The 17,461-nt window shown below is 63.2% G+C and carries 17 protein-coding genes; 16 read left to right on the top strand and 1 reads right to left on the bottom strand.

Features of this window, described 5'->3' with window-relative positions; genetic code table 11:
* Positions 1 to 49 precede the first annotated feature (49 nt).
* From PQR32_RS16700 to PQR32_RS16710, 3 genes are all read left to right on the top strand, one after another.
* A complete protein-coding gene (locus PQR32_RS16700; RefSeq protein WP_408228745.1) occupies positions 50 to 1,045 on the top strand; it encodes an ABC transporter permease in 996 nt (331 codons plus the stop codon).
* A gap of 38 nt (positions 1,046 to 1,083) precedes the next feature.
* The gene (locus tag PQR32_RS16705) at positions 1,084 to 2,106 is read left to right on the top strand and encodes a substrate-binding domain-containing protein (RefSeq protein WP_408228748.1); all 1,023 of its coding nucleotides are present in this window, start codon (positions 1,084 to 1,086) and stop codon (positions 2,104 to 2,106) included.
* Positions 2,107 to 2,213: 107 nt separating this feature from the next.
* A complete protein-coding gene (locus tag PQR32_RS16710; RefSeq protein ID WP_408229156.1) occupies positions 2,214 to 3,101 on the top strand; it encodes an amidohydrolase family protein in 888 nt (295 codons plus the stop codon).
* A gap of 66 nt (positions 3,102 to 3,167) precedes the next feature.
* On the opposite strand, the gene PQR32_RS16715 is transcribed toward PQR32_RS16710, so the two are convergent.
* Complete coding sequence (locus PQR32_RS16715; protein WP_408228751.1) at positions 3,168 to 4,010, bottom strand: metallophosphoesterase; 843 nt, start codon at positions 4,008 to 4,010, stop codon at positions 3,168 to 3,170.
* Between the two features lie 1,368 nt (positions 4,011 to 5,378).
* Here PQR32_RS16715 and PQR32_RS16720 point away from each other — a divergent pair.
* The 13 genes from PQR32_RS16720 to PQR32_RS16780 all read left to right on the top strand — a co-directional run bounded on the left by PQR32_RS16720 (position 5,379) and on the right by PQR32_RS16780 (position 17,458).
* Positions 5,379 to 5,558: a Flp family type IVb pilin gene (locus PQR32_RS16720; RefSeq protein ID WP_408228754.1), complete on the top strand. Its 180-nt coding sequence runs from the start codon at positions 5,379 to 5,381 to the stop codon at positions 5,556 to 5,558.
* An 18-nt stretch (positions 5,559 to 5,576) separates the two neighbouring features.
* Positions 5,577 to 6,236 (top strand): A24 family peptidase, encoded by a 660-nt coding sequence (locus tag PQR32_RS16725; protein WP_408228757.1) that lies wholly within the window; start codon positions 5,577 to 5,579, stop codon positions 6,234 to 6,236.
* Positions 6,237 to 6,272: 36 nt separating this feature from the next.
* On the top strand, positions 6,273 to 7,106 hold the full coding sequence (cpaB, locus tag PQR32_RS16730; protein WP_408228760.1) for a Flp pilus assembly protein CpaB: 834 nt from the start codon (positions 6,273 to 6,275) through the stop codon (positions 7,104 to 7,106).
* Positions 7,107 to 7,191: 85 nt separating this feature from the next.
* A complete protein-coding gene (locus PQR32_RS16735) occupies positions 7,192 to 8,982 on the top strand; it encodes a type II and III secretion system protein family protein (protein ID WP_408228763.1) in 1,791 nt (596 codons plus the stop codon).
* Between the two features lie 23 nt (positions 8,983 to 9,005).
* Positions 9,006 to 9,299 carry a hypothetical protein gene (locus PQR32_RS16740; RefSeq protein ID WP_408228766.1) on the top strand — a complete coding sequence of 98 codons (294 nt, stop codon included), beginning with the start codon at positions 9,006 to 9,008 and terminating at the stop codon, positions 9,297 to 9,299.
* 46 nt (positions 9,300 to 9,345) lie between these two features.
* The gene (locus PQR32_RS16745; protein ID WP_408228769.1) at positions 9,346 to 10,548 is read left to right on the top strand and encodes a CpaE/TadZ family protein; all 1,203 of its coding nucleotides are present in this window, start codon (positions 9,346 to 9,348) and stop codon (positions 10,546 to 10,548) included.
* Positions 10,549 to 10,613: 65 nt separating this feature from the next.
* The gene (locus PQR32_RS16750; RefSeq protein ID WP_408228772.1) at positions 10,614 to 11,996 is read left to right on the top strand and encodes a TadA family conjugal transfer-associated ATPase; all 1,383 of its coding nucleotides are present in this window, start codon (positions 10,614 to 10,616) and stop codon (positions 11,994 to 11,996) included.
* 27 nt (positions 11,997 to 12,023) lie between these two features.
* A complete protein-coding gene (locus tag PQR32_RS16755; RefSeq protein WP_408228775.1) occupies positions 12,024 to 13,001 on the top strand; it encodes a type II secretion system F family protein in 978 nt (325 codons plus the stop codon).
* Positions 13,002 to 13,045: 44 nt separating this feature from the next.
* Positions 13,046 to 14,002, top strand: a complete 957-nt coding sequence (locus PQR32_RS16760; RefSeq protein ID WP_408228778.1) for a type II secretion system F family protein — start codon at positions 13,046 to 13,048, stop codon at positions 14,000 to 14,002.
* A gap of 26 nt (positions 14,003 to 14,028) precedes the next feature.
* Positions 14,029 to 14,895, top strand: a complete 867-nt coding sequence (locus tag PQR32_RS16765) for a sterol desaturase family protein (protein WP_408228781.1) — start codon at positions 14,029 to 14,031, stop codon at positions 14,893 to 14,895.
* A complete protein-coding gene (locus PQR32_RS16770; protein ID WP_408228784.1) occupies positions 14,892 to 15,422 on the top strand; it encodes a TadE/TadG family type IV pilus assembly protein in 531 nt (176 codons plus the stop codon). The genes PQR32_RS16765 and PQR32_RS16770 overlap by 4 nt, the downstream gene beginning before the upstream one ends.
* Before the next feature lies 1 nt (position 15,423).
* A complete protein-coding gene (locus tag PQR32_RS16775) occupies positions 15,424 to 16,053 on the top strand; it encodes a TadE/TadG family type IV pilus assembly protein (RefSeq protein ID WP_408228787.1) in 630 nt (209 codons plus the stop codon).
* Between the two features lie 49 nt (positions 16,054 to 16,102).
* Positions 16,103 to 17,458, top strand: coding sequence for a vWA domain-containing protein (locus PQR32_RS16780; protein ID WP_408228790.1), 1,356 nt, complete (start codon positions 16,103 to 16,105; stop codon positions 17,456 to 17,458).
* Positions 17,459 to 17,461 lie beyond the last annotated feature (3 nt).

The following is a 17,461-nucleotide window of genomic DNA, read 5'->3' on the forward strand; positions in this document are numbered from 1 at the left end:
GGCATCTAAAGCCGCCTCGCGCAAGAACATCATCAATCTGGAGACAGTCATGAAAACAGCCACTCATCCGATCGCGGAGGGGCAGCCGAAACGCAGCGGCGCGGGACGCCGCCTGCTATCCGCCTACCGCACCGAAATTGCGATTGCCATTGCGATCATCGTGATCGAACTCGCGGTCGGCATGATCGTGCCGGCCGCGCTGTCAGGCGGCAATATTTCCAACGTGACGCAGGCGGCCGCGCCGCTCGTCATCATGGCGTTCGGCGTGTTGCTCGTGATCATCACCGGCGGCATCGATCTGTCGGTCGGTTCGGTGTTCTCGCTGACCGGCATGGTCACCGGGCTTGCCATGGCGCACGGCTACGGCGCGGTCGCGAGCAGTGTCGCGGGACTCTCGGTCGGAGTCGTGATCGGCGCGCTCAACGGCGCACTCGTGACGTTCGTCGGACTCGCGCCGTTCGTCGTGACGCTAAGCACGTATGCGATTGCGGGCAGCCTCTCGTTCATCGTCACCGACGGCCATTCGCTGCCGATCTCGAACCCGGACTACTGGCTGCTCGATTCGGGGACGCTGATTCCCGGCCTGCCGAACTACGCGCTGTGGTGCGTGCTGCTGCTCGTCGCAATCGAATTCTGTTTGCGCAAGGTGGTGGCGGGCCGCTGGCTGTATGCGATCGGCAGCAGCAGTTCATCGGCGCGTGTGATCGGGATTCCTGTCAATCGCGTGCGGCTCGGCGCGTATCTGCTCTCGGGCTTGCTGGCTTCGTTCGCGAGCATCGTCAGCGTCTCGTATATCAGCAATGCGGAAGCCACCGCGGGATCGAGCCTGATGCTCCAGGCCATCGCGGCCGTGGTGATCGGCGGCGCGAGCCTGTTCGGCGGGACCGGCTCGGCGATCGGCGCGCTGCTCGGAGCGCTGATGATCACGTTCATTCAGAACGGCGCGAATCTGATCGGCGTGAACAGTTTCTGGCAAGGCACCGTGACCGGTGTCGTCATTCTCATCGCGGTTCTCGTGGACCGCGTTACCAAAGCCCGGCGTTGAGCACGGGTTCGCTAAAACTATCAGGAAGGAGACACATCATGAACAGGCGCACGTTGAAAGCAGGAAACCCATTCCCCAGCCGGCCGGTCGCACAGGTCGCAGTGGCGTCGATCCTGGCGTTGGCAACGGCGTTCGCCTCGCAGATGGCCATGGCGGCGGACAAGCAGACGGTCGCGTATATCGCACCGTCGCTGGATATTTCGTACTGGCAGTGGGTCGCGTATGGCGTCAAGCAACGGGCGCAGGAACTCGGCATGGACTATGTCGAGTTCACCTCGGAGAACTCGCCGGCCAAGCAGATGGACAACGTGCGCACGGCCATGACGCGCGGCGTCAACGCGATCGTCATCGGGCCGGTCAGTTCGACCAGCACGCCGCCCGTGTTGCGTCTTCTGAAGTCGAAGTCCGTGCCGGTCGCCTTTACGGGTATCGGGCCGCAAGCGGGGCAGACGGACTATACGTCGGCCGTGACGGCGAATAACTACGATACGGGCAAGGCTCAGGGTGCGTACGTCTGCAAGCTCGCAAAAGAACGCGGCAGCAACAAGGTAGCGATGCTGTCGCTGCCGCAGGATCGCGAGAATGCGCAGAAGTATATGAAGGGCGCGCAGGAGTCGTTCAAGGCCGATGGCTGCGATCTCGTGCAGGTGCTCGAGACGCACGGACTCACGGTCAATGAAGCGGTCCAGCAGGCCAACGACGTGCTGACCGCTCATCCTGACGTCAAGGCGATCTACGGCATGTACGACGAAGCCGCGACGGGCGCCGCCAAGGCGCTGCAGACGCGTGGTGCCGTCGGCAAGGTGGCCGTTGTCACGGCCGATGGCAGCCCGACGACGATCAAGCTGCTGCGCGACGGCGCGATCCAGGGCATCTTCCTGCAAGAGGCGGTGGGGCAAGGTATCGACGCGACCACGCAGGTGTTCAATGCGCTGAACCATAAGCCGACCACGCAGGAACTGGCGCTCAAAGAGCCGCTCGTAACCAGGGAGACGATCGATCAGCCGGACGCGCAGGCCACCGTCAAGCGTGTCTATCCGCCTTCCGCGGGCAAGTACTGAGGAACTGGTGTTGAGCTGATTGCGCGGCCGCTCGCCTGGTTGCGTCGCGTTTTGTCGCGAGCCGAGCCGCGCATCGTATAACCCTATAAGGAGGCACTGTGGACAATCTGCCTATCATCGACCCGCATCATCATCTGTACGATCTGAAGACCGGCAACTATCCGTGGTTGCAGGGGCCGATGCTCGAGCGCGTGTTCGGTGACTATTCGGCCATTCGCAAGGACTATCTGATCGACGATTTTCTTGCCGACATCAAGAATCAGAATGTGGTCAAGACGGTTCACCTTCAGGTCGAATACGATCACAACGATCCGGTGGCCGAAACGCGATGGCTTCAGAGTGTCGCGGACAAGCACGGCTATCCGCATGGGATCGTCGGTTTTGCCGACCTGTCCTCGCCGGACGCACAGGCTGTGATCGAAGAGCACTGTCAGTACAGGAACGTGCGAGGCATTCGCCAATGCCTGAATTTCCACCGCGATCCGGTGAAGACATTTATCGACAGCCCGCATCTGATGAGCGATCCGCAATGGCGGCGCGGTTATGCATTGCTTAAGCAGCACGGCTTGTCGTTCGATCTGCAGCTCTATTACACGCAGATGGAAGCGGCGCTCGCACTAGCGCGCGACTTCCCCGATACGCCGATGGTGCTCAACCACACCGGCATGCCGGTCGACCGCGAGCCCGAAGAGATCGAAGCGTGGAAAAAGAGCATGACCTTACTCGCTTCAGCGGACAACGTTTTCTGCAAGATCTCCGGTCTGGGCATGGGCGACTGGAAGTGGACCGTGGACAGCATCCGTCCGTTCGTCCTGCACGCGATCGAAGCATTCGGCGTGAAGCGCTGCATGTTCGCGAGCAACTTTCCGGTCGACAAGCTGTTCAGCAGTTACGACGACGTGTTCAACGCGTTCAAGGAGATTACCCGGCAGTTTTCAGCGGATGAGCGGGCTGCGCTGTTTCATGACAACGCGGAGCGGGTGTACAGGTTGTGACGCCGGCGATACGGTTGGCGTAGGTGGACGGAATTGCGGACGGCGAGCGCGCATTCGCCCGCCGCATCACACGCCCGAACCTGCCGGATATCCTTTCGACCGGCCGAACGCCGCCGGTTGTTCGCGAGCGGTGCGATTGAGCAGCATGGGTATCTCGTCCAGACGCAGCAGCGTCAGCGCTCCGCCATACACAAGTCCCGTATCGACATTGATGACGTTGCCACGTACCCTCGGCTCCCGCACCGGCGTGTGGCCGACGATAACCGCGGCCACGCCGTCGATGCGGCCGCCCGGATCACCCCATCCTGAAGCAAACCGTTGACACAGTTGCGCGAAGGCCCGCCGCATCGAAACAAACCCTGCCGCCTTGCCCGGGATCCAGCGCGAGCGATCCCAGATCGCCTTTCGGCGCACCGGCCCGTTGCGGCCTTCCTGTTCGAGCGCCTGAACCATCTTCGGCCACGATTGCATGGGCACGTTGGCGTGCACGATTCCGACCAGGCCATCGTCCGTTTCGATTTCGATCGCGTAGGGAAGGGCCGCCATATACGTCACGATGTCGTCCAGCGCCGCTTTGTCGTAGGCCATATCGAACAGCCACTCTCCGCCGTTGCATCGAATCGACGCGTTCCTGCCGCCGTGCCGATGCCACCGCACGATCGTGTCCTCATGATTGCCGCGCACCGACTGAATCCGATATCGATCCACGAACTCGAGCACGGCCGGCGATTCGATGCCCCGATCCACCAGGTCGCCGACGGCGAACAGCCTGTCGCGAGACGGGTCGTACCGGCGCAGTTCCAACTCGGTTCGAAGCCGGCTAAAACAGCCATGCAGATCGCCTACGACGAAATCGCGACCGGCCGTGTTCTTTTTGAAGCGTCGCACGGGTATGAAAGTCTGCTGCATGTTTTCACCGCAATGAGGTTGACGTGAAACGACGAAAGACTTCTGAGGAGTTGCTGCGCGAAGCCCATACGGTTTCGACCGCGAACGTGTCCGCGCTGGCCGGGTTGCGCGCGCATTCCCAACGCGTCACTCAGTGTTGACCGCCAATTGGGCGCTTTCAGTGTCGATTTGTAACGAGGTGTTGAGACGAGCATGCCGTTTCCGTCGTCCCGATCGAGCTTCACGACGAACGCGGCCTTGGTGGGGGGCAGGCGGAGCGGCGACATCGTCGCATTAGTCGGGGGGCGCCGGCAGTGTCTTTTACGCTCCGTTACATGTGGCGCATCGAGGCGCTCACAGTTCATAGCCGATGTGCTCGATGACCGTTGTGGGCGCACCCATTTATTGGGCCCGCTCGCAGGGCTGAACGAAACCGGACGCGTCGGCCTTTCCTCGCAGTCCAGGTCCCAAAGGCGCCCGCGATGAGCGATGGTTTTATCGTTGCGCTTGCGAAACCGCGCTGCCGGATGGGCCCCCCAAATCGCTCTGATAAGCGCCACCAGCAAGGCGCGGCGCATCGTCCGAGGGCAACTGATGCTTTCCTCGCCGCAACCCAAAAATTTTCGCCGCGGTATCGATCCCGGAGGTTTCATCGCACGCGAGAACAATGGGGCGATCGGCCGTCAATCGCGCAATGCGCGTTACCCCACATAGCGAAGTGTGCGGACACCGCTTTTCGCTGCCGTGCCAACGCGCCGCTCTCAGGCCGTCCGTCTCACGCTTGCAACATTCCGGACGCGCCCAGTAAAACGTACTTTTGTCCGCTCAATGGCAGCATATTTGACCGAAGCATTTGTCGAACCATTGCCAGCCAATGATCCTACGGGTTTTCCATACTCCGGAAACAATGCTCGAAGCATGGCAGGCGGGCTCGGCCCCAGCCCTTTCCGGTGTCTCAAATCCGAGTCATCGCGTGTTGCGAACTCGCTCCAGCGGTCCCCGCCGAATCGTCAATCCTTGCCCAGCAAGGCTTTGAGGCCTGCTGGCATACCCGTTGCAAATAGAGAGTCACAAAACGAAAAAACACGTTGCAGCCGGGAAGCAGCAAAAAAGTTTCCGGCAGCAACAACAGTCTTCGTGAACCGCGTTCGGGGAAGTCCACGCGTTTTACGGGGTGCGGCGGGGTCAACGAAAACGGATGTCAATAAACAACGACACGGTGATCGATACGGGGTATCGGCCACTTGTGATCGTGACGAAGCAAAGCGTTGGCCTCGCCCCTTTTTTCCGTCCTCGTGACGGGCTTGAACACCGCTTCGGCGCACCTGTTTTTCAGGCGGCTGAAAACGGCACAAAACCGAAGTCAACTTTCACTCTACGGGGGTTAGCATGAAGAACACGATCCAACAATTTCTGCGCGAAGAAGACGGTGTGGCAGCGATCGAATACGGCCTGCTGGCCGGCCTGATCGCAGTGGCGATCATTGCGACGGTGACGACGATGGGCACGAACCTGAAAGCTGTGTTCAACGCCATTTCGACCAAGTTGGCCACCGCTGCCGCGGCCTGACGCACCGCGCAGCATCAGGTGCAAAAGCCGATCGCCCGCCCTGCCTCGACGGTCCTTCGAGACAGGGTAGCGACGGCCCAGCGCTTAAAAGAAATGACTCCAGTAAAGAAGGGCAATTCGATCCTCGCAACGGAGCAGGCAATGAACGGGGTTCCTTTTCCGGTTGGACCGTGCGTGATGACGCTGGTGCTCGTCGCAGCACTGTGGGACATGCAAACGCGCCGGATTCCTAACTGGTTGGTGGCGGCAGGATTGATCGTGGCGATACCGGTGCAGTGGTTCACACACGGTGTTGTCGACGGAATGACGATGTGGTTGGGCGGCTTGCTGGCCGGCGGCGTGATTTTCCTGCCGGGCTACGCGATGCGGCTGCTGGGCGCGGGCGACGTGAAGCTGATGGCGGCGATCGGCGCTTTCTGCGGCGCTTACGGCGCACTCGAAATTGGTTTGGCGACCTGTGTGATCGGTGGCATCGGGTCGCTCGCAATATGGCTGCGGCGCCGCCAGATGCGCGCCGGACTGACCGGGGTGGCGGCATTGGTGATCAGCTGCGCGATGCCGGGAAACGGCGCGTTGCGCAGGTCGGGCAGTGTGGCCGAAGGTAGTGCGACGGGGACCATGCCTTACGGTGTCGCGATAGCAATAGGCAGCGCATGCGTGTTGTTCGCCAGCGTTTGACGCGTGCCGGGGCAGGACAAAAATCGGGGGTTGAAAATGAAAAACGCGCGCGCTGTAACGATGCTGCTGATCGCGACGCTGGCAGGCCTCACCGCGGTGGTGTTCGCCTCGCGCTGGATGGTCTCGCAGTCGTCGAATGCCACGACCAAGGTCGTGGTGGCGGCATCCGATATCAATCTCGGTCAGCGGATCGGCCCGGATTTCCTCAAGCTCACTGACTGGCCGTCCAATAGCGTGCCGCCCGGTTCATTCACCGACATTCAGAAACTCGACGGCCGCGTGCTGAAGGAAAGCCTGCTGCACGGCGAGCCGATTCTCGAGGCGAAACTCACGCCGGTCGGCACGCTCGGCGGCCTCTCGGCGGTGATCGGCGAGGGCAAGCGCGCCATCACCGTCCGCGTGAACGACGTGATCGGCGTGGCGGGCTTCGCGCTGCCGGGCAATTACGTCGACATCATCGTCAACACGCAAAACGATGCTCGCGATCCGGGCACCCAGCGCGATCAGAACATCTCGAAGATCGTGCTCGAAAAGATTCTCGTGCTGGCCATTGCGCAGGAAGTGGGCCGCGATGAGACGAAGCCGAAGGTGGTCGACGCGGTGACGCTCGAAGTGTCGCCGGAACAGGCCGAGAAGATCGACCTCGCACGCAGCATCGGCACGCTGTCGCTGGTGTTGCGCAACCAGATCGATCCGAAAGCGATCGACACCGCCGGCGCCACCAAGGCCAGCCTGCTGCAAACGCCGGTCGCCGTGGTGCCCGCACCCGAACCGAAGCCGGTGCGCATCGTGCGCAAGGTGGCGGCGCACGCGCCGGCCAACTGTGTGCGAGTACTCGACGGCGCTGACGCAAGACAAGAATGCTTTTGACAGGCTCGAGCCTGCAGGCCGCGACCGTTGCGTGACTGACATTCAGACCAGCACGTAAAAAAGCGGCACATAACGGGGGTAGGACATGAACGCCAGAACCACTCAGCGCGCTAGCGCGCCGCAGCACCCGCTCGGCCCGTGCGAAGTGAATCCGCGCCCGCCGCGCGGCCGCACCCGGATCGCCGAAGCCTGCACCTGTGTGCTGCTGGGCATGTATCTGACGATGCTCCCGGTGGCGCAAGCGGCCGGCCAGAATGTCGCAGGGAGTGTGCCGGACGTGCCGCTCACGGTGGCGTCGAATGGTTCGGTGCGTCTGACCATCGCGGCCAGCGGCATGGGCACGGGCGCGTCGTCCGGCGGCGCGCAGCAAGCTGCCCGCGGACCGAATTGCAGCGGCCCGGTCGCCGAACACAGCTCGGTGACGATCCCGGTCGGCAAGTCCGCGATGGTCGATGTGCGCGAACCGGTGAAGAGCCGCACGGTCGGCAATCCGTCGATCGTGCAGGCCATGCTCGTGTCGCCGCAAACACTTTATCTGCTCGGCTCCGACGTCGGCACCACCAACATGATCGTGCAAGGCCGCAGCGGCTCCTGCACGATCATCGACGTGAGCGTCGGCGCGGATCCGGGCGGGCTGCAACAAACCCTCGCCGCGCTGATGCCCGAGGAAACCGGCATTCAGGTGAAGGCCGCCGCCGATACGCTGGTGCTGACCGGCACGGTCTCTGACGCGGTCAAGGCCGAACGCGTGCTCGAACTGGCACGCGCCTTCGTGGCCCGTCCGACCACCGCCTTGCAAGGCGCCGCGCCGATGGGCAGCGGCCCCTTGCCGGTCGGCGGCGCGCCGCGCGCGATGGGCATGCCGGCGCCGTCGCTCGGCAGCGCGGGCGGCGAACGCATCATCAATATGATGCATGTGGCCGCGCCGCAGCAGGTCATGCTCGAAGTGAAGGTTGCCGAAGTGTCGAAGACGCTGATCGACCAGCTCGGTGTGGCGGCCAACATCAACGGCGGCATCGGCAGCTGGAGCTTCGGCTTGCTGGCCGATTATCTGTCGGGCGGACTCAGCGCGTTGACGGCATCGAAAGCAAATAATTCGCCGCTCAAGATGGCCGTCGATGCACAGAAAACCGATCAGCTCGTGAAGATCCTCGCCGAGCCGAATCTGATGGCGATCAGTGGTCAGGAAGCGAGTTTCCTCGCGGGCGGCAAGGTCTATATTCCGGTGCCGCAAAGCAACGGCGCGGGCGGCACGACCATCGTGCTGCAGGAAGAGCAGTACGGTGTCGGCCTCACCTTCACGCCGACCGTGCTCGAAGGCGGCCGCATCAACCTGAAGGTGGCGCCGGAAGTGTCCGAACTGTCGTCCACCGGCGTGGTGGTCAGCGCCGGCAACTCGAACACCACCTCGATCCTGCCGCTGATCACGACGCGGCGTGCCTCCACGACGCTGCAGGTGTTTGACGGCCAGAGCTTCGCGATCGGCGGGCTGCTGAAGAGCAACGTGACCGGCTCGATCAAGGGCTTGCCCGGCGCCGCGGAATTGCCGGTGCTCGGCGCGCTGTTCCGCAGCACCAGCTACGAGCAGGACAAGACCGAACTGGTGTTCGTCGTGACGCCGCGTCTCGCCAAGCCGCTGCCGCAGCACTATCCGCTGCCGACCGACCACTTCGGCGACGCCAGCGAAGCGAACGTGTACCTGACCGGCCACATGGAAGGCGAGAAGCGCGCCGCGCCGGTTGCGGGGGCTTCTGCACCCGCCGCGGCACCCGCACCTGCGCCGGTTCCCGCACCCGCACCCGCTCCGAGCGCGGCTGCGTCCGTGGCTGTGATCCCGGCCGCGCCGGAAACCAGCGACTCACACGCCTCGCAGTAATGCGCGGCCTACCGGAGATCGACATGACAAGCACCAAGACACTGATCCGCGCGGCGCTGTGCGCCGGCTTGAGCGCCGCACTCGCCGGCTGCCTGAGCTCGACGCCGCACTGGGACGCGACTTTCGGCGACTCGGTCAACCAGATCAAGGAAATGCAGACGCTCAACCCGAACGCCTCGGCCAATACCGATCCGGTCGCGGGTATCGACGGCACGGCGGCCGCCGCGGCGCAGAAGAGCTACGCCAAATCGTTCACGGCGCCGCCCCCGCCGACCAATGCCTTCACGATCGGCGTGGGTTCATCGAGCGGGTATTGAAGCGGCACAACCAGGCGGCTCGATGTAGCGCCAGCGGAGACTTACCATGATCGACACCCTTCTGATTTCGTCCAGCGCCGAGCGCGCGTCGCAGATCGCGGCGCGTCTCGAAGCAAGCGGCATCGCGTTTCGTCTGCGTACGCTGCACGGTACCGCGAAGCAGTTACGCGTGCACGCCGCGGCGATCAAGAGCGTCGATCTGCTGATCGTCGACGACGCCGACCTGACGCCGCGCGATCTGAGCGGCGTCGAAGAGGTGCTGTCGCACCTGCCGAATCTGCATTGCATGCTGGTCACGCCGGCGCCGTCGACCACGCTGCTGATGGCGGCGATGCGCGTCGGCGTGCGGCACGTGCTGTCCTGGCCGCTCGACGACCGCGAGATCGCCGATGCGCTTGCCCACGTCTCGGCGAAGAAACACGCCGGCGTGCGCCGCGACGGCCGCGTGGTGTCGTTCACTTCCTGCAAGGGCGGCAGCGGCACCACCCTGATCGCCGTGAATCTCGCTTACGCGCTGGCCGCCTTGCGCGACAAGCGCGTGTTGCTGATCGACCTCAACCAGCAATTCGCCGACGCGAGCCTGCTGGTCGCCGACAAAGCGCCGCCCGCCACGCTCGCGGACCTGTGCTCGCAGATCGACCGGCTCGACGCCGCTTTCTTTGAATCTTGCGTGATGCATGTGCACGCGAATCTCGACGTGCTGGCCGGCGCGGGCGATCCGGTCAAATCGGGCGAATTGCGCGCCGCGCATCTCGAACGGATTCTCACGCTGGTGCGCGAGCAATACGACGCGGTGCTGATCGACGTCGGCCAGAACATCAATCCGCTCGCCATCCACGCGCTCGATCACAGCGACTCGATCTGCATGGTGGTGCGGCAGAACATTCTCTACCTGCATGCGGGCCGCCGCATGCTCGACATCTTCAAGGAACTCGGCTATCCGTCGAGCAAGCTGAAGGTGATCGTCAACCAGTACGACAAGAGCGCGCGCATCAATCTGGCGACGCTCGAAGCAACGTTCGGCGCGAAGGTCGCGCATCACCTGCCGCGCGACGAGAAGCAGGCCACCGATGCGTTGAATCACGGCGTGCCGCTCGTCACCGGCGCGAAGGGCGGTGCGCTCGCCCAAGGCATTTCGCAACTGGCCGCGTTGCTGTGGCCGTTGCCGCTTGCGGAGCGCAAGAGCGTGCTCGGCCGTCTGTTCCCCGGTCGGCCGAATGCGCCGCCGCAACTGAAGCCCGGACACTGAAGTTTGGACACGCCGCCTGAATCCGTTCAGGCTGGGCTGCCATCGAAAAGAATGCGGAGAGCACCATGTCATTGCGCGAACAGTTGATGATCCAAAGCGGCACCTTACCGTTCGACAGCGCCGGTCCTGCGGCGGCCGCAGCTGGCGCAGCCGCCGAGAGCCTCGCGGCGCGGCGCGCGTATCAGCAGCTCAAGATGAACATTCATCAGGCGATCATCGAGCGGGTGGAGCTCGACAAGCTGCAACGATTGTCGCCCGAGCAGATCAAGCGCGAACTGGCGCAACTGGTGGAGCGCATCGTCGACGAAGACAAGATCCCGATGAACGAGCTCGAGCGCCGCCGTCTTGCCCAGGACGTGCACGACGAAATGGTCGGCCTCGGTCCGCTCGAGCCGCTGCTCAACGACCCGACCATCTCCGACATTCTGGTGAACACGTCGCAGCATGTGTATGTGGAACGCCGCGGGCGCCTCGAACACACCGACGTGACCTTCTACGACGACGCGCATCTGATGAAGATCATCGAGCGCATCGTCTCGCGCGTGGGCCGCCGGATCGACGAATCCACGCCGATGGTCGATGCGCGTCTGCCCGACGGCTCGCGTGTCAACGCGATCATTCCGCCGTCGGCGATCGACGGACCGCTGGTGTCGATTCGCCGCTTCTCGGTGAATCCGCTCACCGTCACCGACATGGTGAACAACCAGAGCTTCACGCCCGCGATGGCGCAACTGCTCGAAGCGCTGATCAAGTCGAAGCTGAACGTGCTGATTTCGGGCGGCACGGGCAGCGGCAAGACCACGCTGCTCAATCTGCTCTCCGGCTTCATTCCGGAAGACGAGCGGGTTGTGACGATCGAAGACGCGGCCGAATTGCAGATGCGCCAGCAGCACGTGCTGCGGCTCGAAACACGGCCGCCGAACATCGAAGGCAAGGGCGAAATCTCACAGCGCTCGCTGGTGCGCAACGCGCTGCGGATGCGCCCCGACCGCATCGTGCTCGGCGAAGTGCGCGGCGCCGAAGCGCTCGACATGCTGCACGCCATGAACACGGGCCACGAAGGCTCGATGGCGACGCTGCACGCGAACACGCCGCGCGACGCGCTCACGCGTCTCGAGAACATGGTCGGCATGGCGGGTTTGACGATGCCGATCAAGGCGATCCGTCAGCAGATCGCTTCGGCGATCTCGGTGGTGGTGCAGGCGTCGCGTCTGACCGACGGGCGCCGCAAGCTGATGAGCATTCAGGAAATCACCGGCATGGAGGGCGACATCATCAACATGCAGGAGATCTTCACGTTCAAGCGCACCGGCGTCGACGAAAACGGCATGATCAAAGGCTATTTCTGCGCGAGCGGCGTGCGCCCGAAGTTCTGCGAGCGGCTGGCGGGCTTCGGCATCGTGCTGCCGGACCAGATGTTCGATCCGGCACGGCGTTTCGAAGTATGAACGCGCAACGGGTTTGAGGAGAGGGACATGAACACGTCGTTTATCGGCTTTGCGGTGCTCGCGTTTCTCGCGGTCGTGCTGGCCATCGAGGCCGTCTATCTGTTCTGGAGCAGCCATCACGGCAAGGACGTCAAGCGCATGGACGAGCGCATTCGCGCGCTCTCCGCCGGCGGCAACGTGAGCAGCGAACAGCTCTCGATCCTCAAGCAGCGCATGCTGAGCGAATCGCCGTTCGTCACGAACCTGCTACTGCGCATGCCGCGCGTGCATGCGCTCGATCGTCAATTGCAGCAGTCCGGGCTGACGTGGTCGGTAGCGCGCTTCATCACTTATACGCTGCTGTGCGCGGTCGCGGGCGCCTTTGCCGGCTTCGTGCTGCACGTGCCCGCGCTGGTGCTGGGGGTGTTCGCCGCGTTGGCCAGCCTGCTGCCGACCATGGTTCTGCGTCGCAAGCGCACCAAACGCGTGCTGCAACTCGAGCGCCAGTTGCCCGACGCAGCCGATCTGATCGCCCGCGCGCTGCGCGCCGGCCACTCCTTTCCGGCCGCGCTCGGCATGGTCGGCGAAGAACTGCCCGACCCGCTCGGTGGCGAATTCGCGCTGGTGTTCGACGAGATCAACTACGGCGTCTCGATGAACGACGCGCTCCTGAACATGGTGAGCCGCGTGCCGGTCGAGGACCTGCGCTACTTCGTGATCGCCGTGCTGATCCAGCGCGAGGCGGGCGGCAATCTGGCGGAGATTCTCGGTTCCATCGCCGGCATCATTCGGGAGCGGCTCAAGCTGCTCGGCAAGGTGCGCGTGCTATCGGCGGAAGGGCGCCTGTCGGCCTGGGTGCTCGGCGTGTTGCCGTTCGCCATTCTTGGGCTGCTGACGGTGCTCAATCCTGGGTACATCAGCGTGTTCTGGACGGACCCGGCCGGCGTGCAGCTCGCCGGCGTGGCGATCACGATGATGCTGTTCGGCATCGTGTGGATGCGCAAAGTCGTGCGCATCCATATCTAGACCACCGCTTTCGACACGAGGAGCGCGGGCCCGGCCCGCAGACCATGAAAATAGAACAGATCGTGCTGCTGGGGGTGATGTTCCTGATCGTGTTCGGCGCGGCGCTGAAGGCGATGTCGCTGCTGCGCCCCGATCCTGTGCAGCGGCGCATCGAGGAACTCGGGCAGCCGGGTGTCGCCAGTGAAGGCGACACCGGAGCACAGAAGAACTGGGTCGAGACGGTCACGAAGATATCCGAGCGGGTCGCCAGATTGTCGCTGCCGAAGGACGACTGGGACAAGTCGGCGCTGCGTCTGCGCTTCGCGAATGCAGGCATCCGCACACCGTCCGCGCCGGCGATCTATTTCGCTGCCAAGACCGTGCTGGCGCTCGCGCTGCCGGCCATCGCGCTGATCTGTTTCGGCAACGCCTTCGAAGCCGGTCAGCGCATCTATTTGCTGCTGACGGTGCTGGCCGCGTCGGCGCTCGGTTTCTATCTGCCGAACCTCGTGATGACGCGCCTCGTCGAAAGCCGGCAGCGCAAACTGTTCGAAGATTTGCCCGACGCGCTCGATCTGATGACCGTGTGCGTGGAAGCGGGGCTCGGCCTCGACGCGGCGATGATGCGCGTCACCCAGGAAATCGGCGTGAAGAGCCACACGCTGAAAGACGAATTCGACATGGTGCTGCTGGAGCTGCGTGCCGGTTCGGGCCGCGACAAGGCCTTGCGCAACCTGTCGCTGCGCACCGGCGTGGAAGACATCGACACGCTCGCCGCGATGCTGATCCAGGCTGACCGCTTCGGCACCAGCGTGGGCGACTCGCTCCGTGTTTATACCGACAACCTACGCACCAAACGACGCTTGCGCGCGGAAGAGCAGGCTGCGAAGATCGCCTTGAAACTCCTGTTTCCGCTGATGTTTTTTATTTTTCCGACGCTGCTGGCCGTGCTGGTCGGTCCGTCGGCGATCCAGGTCATGCGCCAGCTGTTCCCGGCCATCAACGGCATCGCGGGTGGTTGAACGCCAGGCATTCACCGGGGAATCACATGTTCGCATCCAGCCCGTTTCCTGATCTGATGAATCACGCAAGCATCTGGCTGCGCGCGTACGCACTCGGCCTGGTGATGATGGCCGCGGGCGCGGCGCTGGAACGGCGCTGGCCCGCCGCGATGCTGCAATCGCGCGCCGGCCAGCGTTTCAACGTGGCCTACGCGGGCGTGTATCTGGCGATGGTGGAAGCGATGAGGCCGTTGACGGCGGCGGCGAGCATTGCGATCGTGAATGCGCTCGGCGGCGGCATGGTGGTCCTGAACTCGCACGGGTTCGGCGCGTTGGCCTCGTTCGTGATCGTGCTATTGACGATCGACGTGCTCGAATACGCGTTTCACCGCCTGCAGCACACGTGGCCCGTGCTGTGGAAGCTGCATTCTCTGCACCATAGCGCAGTCGAGTTCAATGTCACGGTCACGTGGCGGCACCACTGGGTCGAATCGCTCATCAAGGGCTGTCTGCTCTATCCGCTCGTCGGCGTGCTGTTCAAGGTCGAGCCGTGGATGGTCGGCGCGACATCGATCGTGTTCATGTTCGGCAATTACTTCGCGCATCTGAACCTGCGCGTGGACCTCGGCCGCTACATCACGTGGGTCAACAATCCGCAATATCACCGCCTGCATCATTCGAACCGCACCGAGCATTTCGACCATAACTTCACGCAACTGCTGCCGCTGTGGGATCACCTGTTCGACACGCAGTGGGTGCCGGCCAGAGAAGAGTGGCCGGCCACCGGTCTCGACGACGGCGCGCAGCCGCGCTCGCTGCTGGAAGCGTTCTGCTGGCCGCTGCGCCTGCACGCCGAACGCGGCGCGGGGCTCGGCGGCAAGCCGGTGCCGCTGCTGGACAAGGAGACGAAATGAAAGCCGCTCGCCAGAAGCCCGCCGCCAACGTGGAGGCGCGCACAAGCAGGAGCGGACTCACACGCAAGCAGCGGGGCGCCGCCACGATCGAGTTCGCGTTGGTCGCGCCGCTGCTGTTTCTGCTGCTGTGCATCGCCATGGATCTCGGCGTCGCGCTGTGGGTCAATCTGACCATGCAATACGCGGTGCGGGAAGGCGCGCGTTATTCGGTAACGGGGCAGAGCAACCTCGACCCGAACGCGACCAACCAGCAACGTTATCTGGCCGTCGTGCAGGAGATCAAGGACAGCTCGATGGGTCTCTATTCGCTGGTCTCGCCGAGTTACGTGATCACCATCAATGGCGCGAGCCAGACCTACAACACGCAGACGAGCTACAGCACCGGCATGTTCGGCAATCCCGGCGACATCGTGGTGCTGCAGATCAACTGCATCTGGCCGCTTCTCACGCCGCTGGTCAAGCCGTTCTTCGCCAACGGCAATTTCAGCTTCAGCGTCGCGGCGACGATGCGCAACGAGGGCTTCTGACATGCGCACACGTTCCTTGCGAAGCCGCCGCACGTCCAAAGGCGTCGTCAGCGTGGAAATGGCGTTGTTGCTGCCGATGCTGGTGGCGCTCGCGCTGCCGGTGTACGACATTGCGCGCAACGTCCAGGCACAGATGATTCTGATCAACGTGAGCCGTGAAGGCGCGAGCCTGTCCTCGCGCGCGTCGCTCACGTTTCCGATGCAGACCATCATGTCCTCGCTTACGTCGACCACGCCACCGCTGAACATGACCGCGCACGGCATGATCTACATCACCGAGATCATGGGCAACAACAATTGCGACAGCAGCGGTAACAATTGCACGGGCGTGGTGGTCGCGCAGTATCGCTGGAACGGCGGCAATTACTATCCGGCGAGCCAGTTGTGGAATTGCGGCAATGCCGGCACGCGCTGGGCGACGGACGGCACCGGCAGTTGCAGCGGCATTCCGGCGGCGGGGAAGACGTCGCCGGTGGTGAACCTGCTGCAAGGCAAGCTCTCCGACGGCCAGATCGCGTACGTGGTCGAGGCGTTCTATTTGCAGACGCCGCTGATCGGTTCGCTGGATCTCGGCGGCGGCTTCACGACACCTGCGCTCTCGCCGAATCTCTACGCAATGACGGTGTTCTGACCCGGCGAAAAGCCGGGGCAAATAAAAAAATGCAGGACCGGGGGTAGTAATGACAACAACAGCGAAAACAACAGCGGCATTCAGAAGACGGCAGAGGGGATCGGTCAGCATCATCGTGGCGGTGTCGCTGATCGCGTTGCTGGGCATCCTCGGTCTCGCGGTGGATTCCGGTCTCGGCTACATGATCAAGGCGCGCCTCGATGCCGCCACCGACGGCGCGGTGATCGCGGCCGGCGAAGCGGTCACGCGCGGCAGCAATCAGACGGAGCAGACCAATAACGCACAGCAGGCGGCGACGGCCTTTTTCGCGGCGAACTATCCCGCGGGTTTTCTTGGCTCCAGCGTGACGGCAGGGACGCCCGCGATCGTTTTCGACGCCGGCGGCACGGTGACGATCGGCATGACCGCGCAGGCGAGCGTGCCGGTTACTTTCACGAAAGTACTTGGGTTCAACGTGCTGAACGTGAGTTCGTCGTCGCAGGCGATTCGCAAGACGTTGGATATGGCGTTCGTGATCGATACCACCGGCTCGCTGAATACTTCCGGCGTGCCGGCCGCGGTACGCTCGAATGCGGTGGCCTTCCTCAACAACTTCGACGTGACCAACGACCGCGTGGCGCTGATGCACTTCGCCTACGGCACCGTGGTCGACGTGCCGTTCAAAGGCAATACGCGCGGTTTCGATCGCGCGACGATGACCGCCGACATAAAAAAATATTCGTTCAATGGCAGCACCAATTCGGCCGAAGCGATCTGGAACGCGCGCAACCAGTTGAATACGGTGATCACGCAGCCGTCCAGCTTGCGGGTGATCGTGTTCTTCTCGGACGGCGCGCCGAACAGTTTCTCCTCGTTCTTCACGACTAATCAGAGCGGCTGCAACAACACCGCCGGCACGATCGCGAGCCCGGACAGCGCGGGCACGATGTCCGGGCTGTACAACATGAACTCGCTGAACCAGACGCTCGGCTCGCCGTGCTACCAGAGCAACGTGACCAAGCTCGTGACGGCCATGCCCAAGTGGTACAACGCCCACAACGTCAACGAACAGGTCTTCCCGATCTGGCCCGTGACCGCGCCGCGCGCCGTGCCGAACGGCGACATCACGTATGTGAACGTCAACCGCGCGTCGCGCAACCTGCTCGAAACGATGGCCGCGGCGGCGCGCGCCGAAGGCACCTACGTGTTCACGCTCGGTTATGGACCCGAACTGGTGCAGCCCGCCGGTCCGGACAATGAAATCGGCCAGGACGTACTCAAGTGCATGGCGAACACCGCCGATTCGCTATCGCGCTGCTACAACCCGAAACAGCCCGTCGGCGTGTATTGCTACGCCGCGACGCCGGCCGATCTGAAGCCGTGCTTTTCGCAACTGGCTTCGCAAATCCTTCGTATTTCCAAGTGAGCG

The sequence above is a fragment of the Paraburkholderia dipogonis genome (assembly GCF_046027395.1).
In the GTDB taxonomy this organism is placed as follows: Bacteria; Pseudomonadota; Gammaproteobacteria; order Burkholderiales; family Burkholderiaceae; genus Paraburkholderia; species Paraburkholderia dipogonis_A.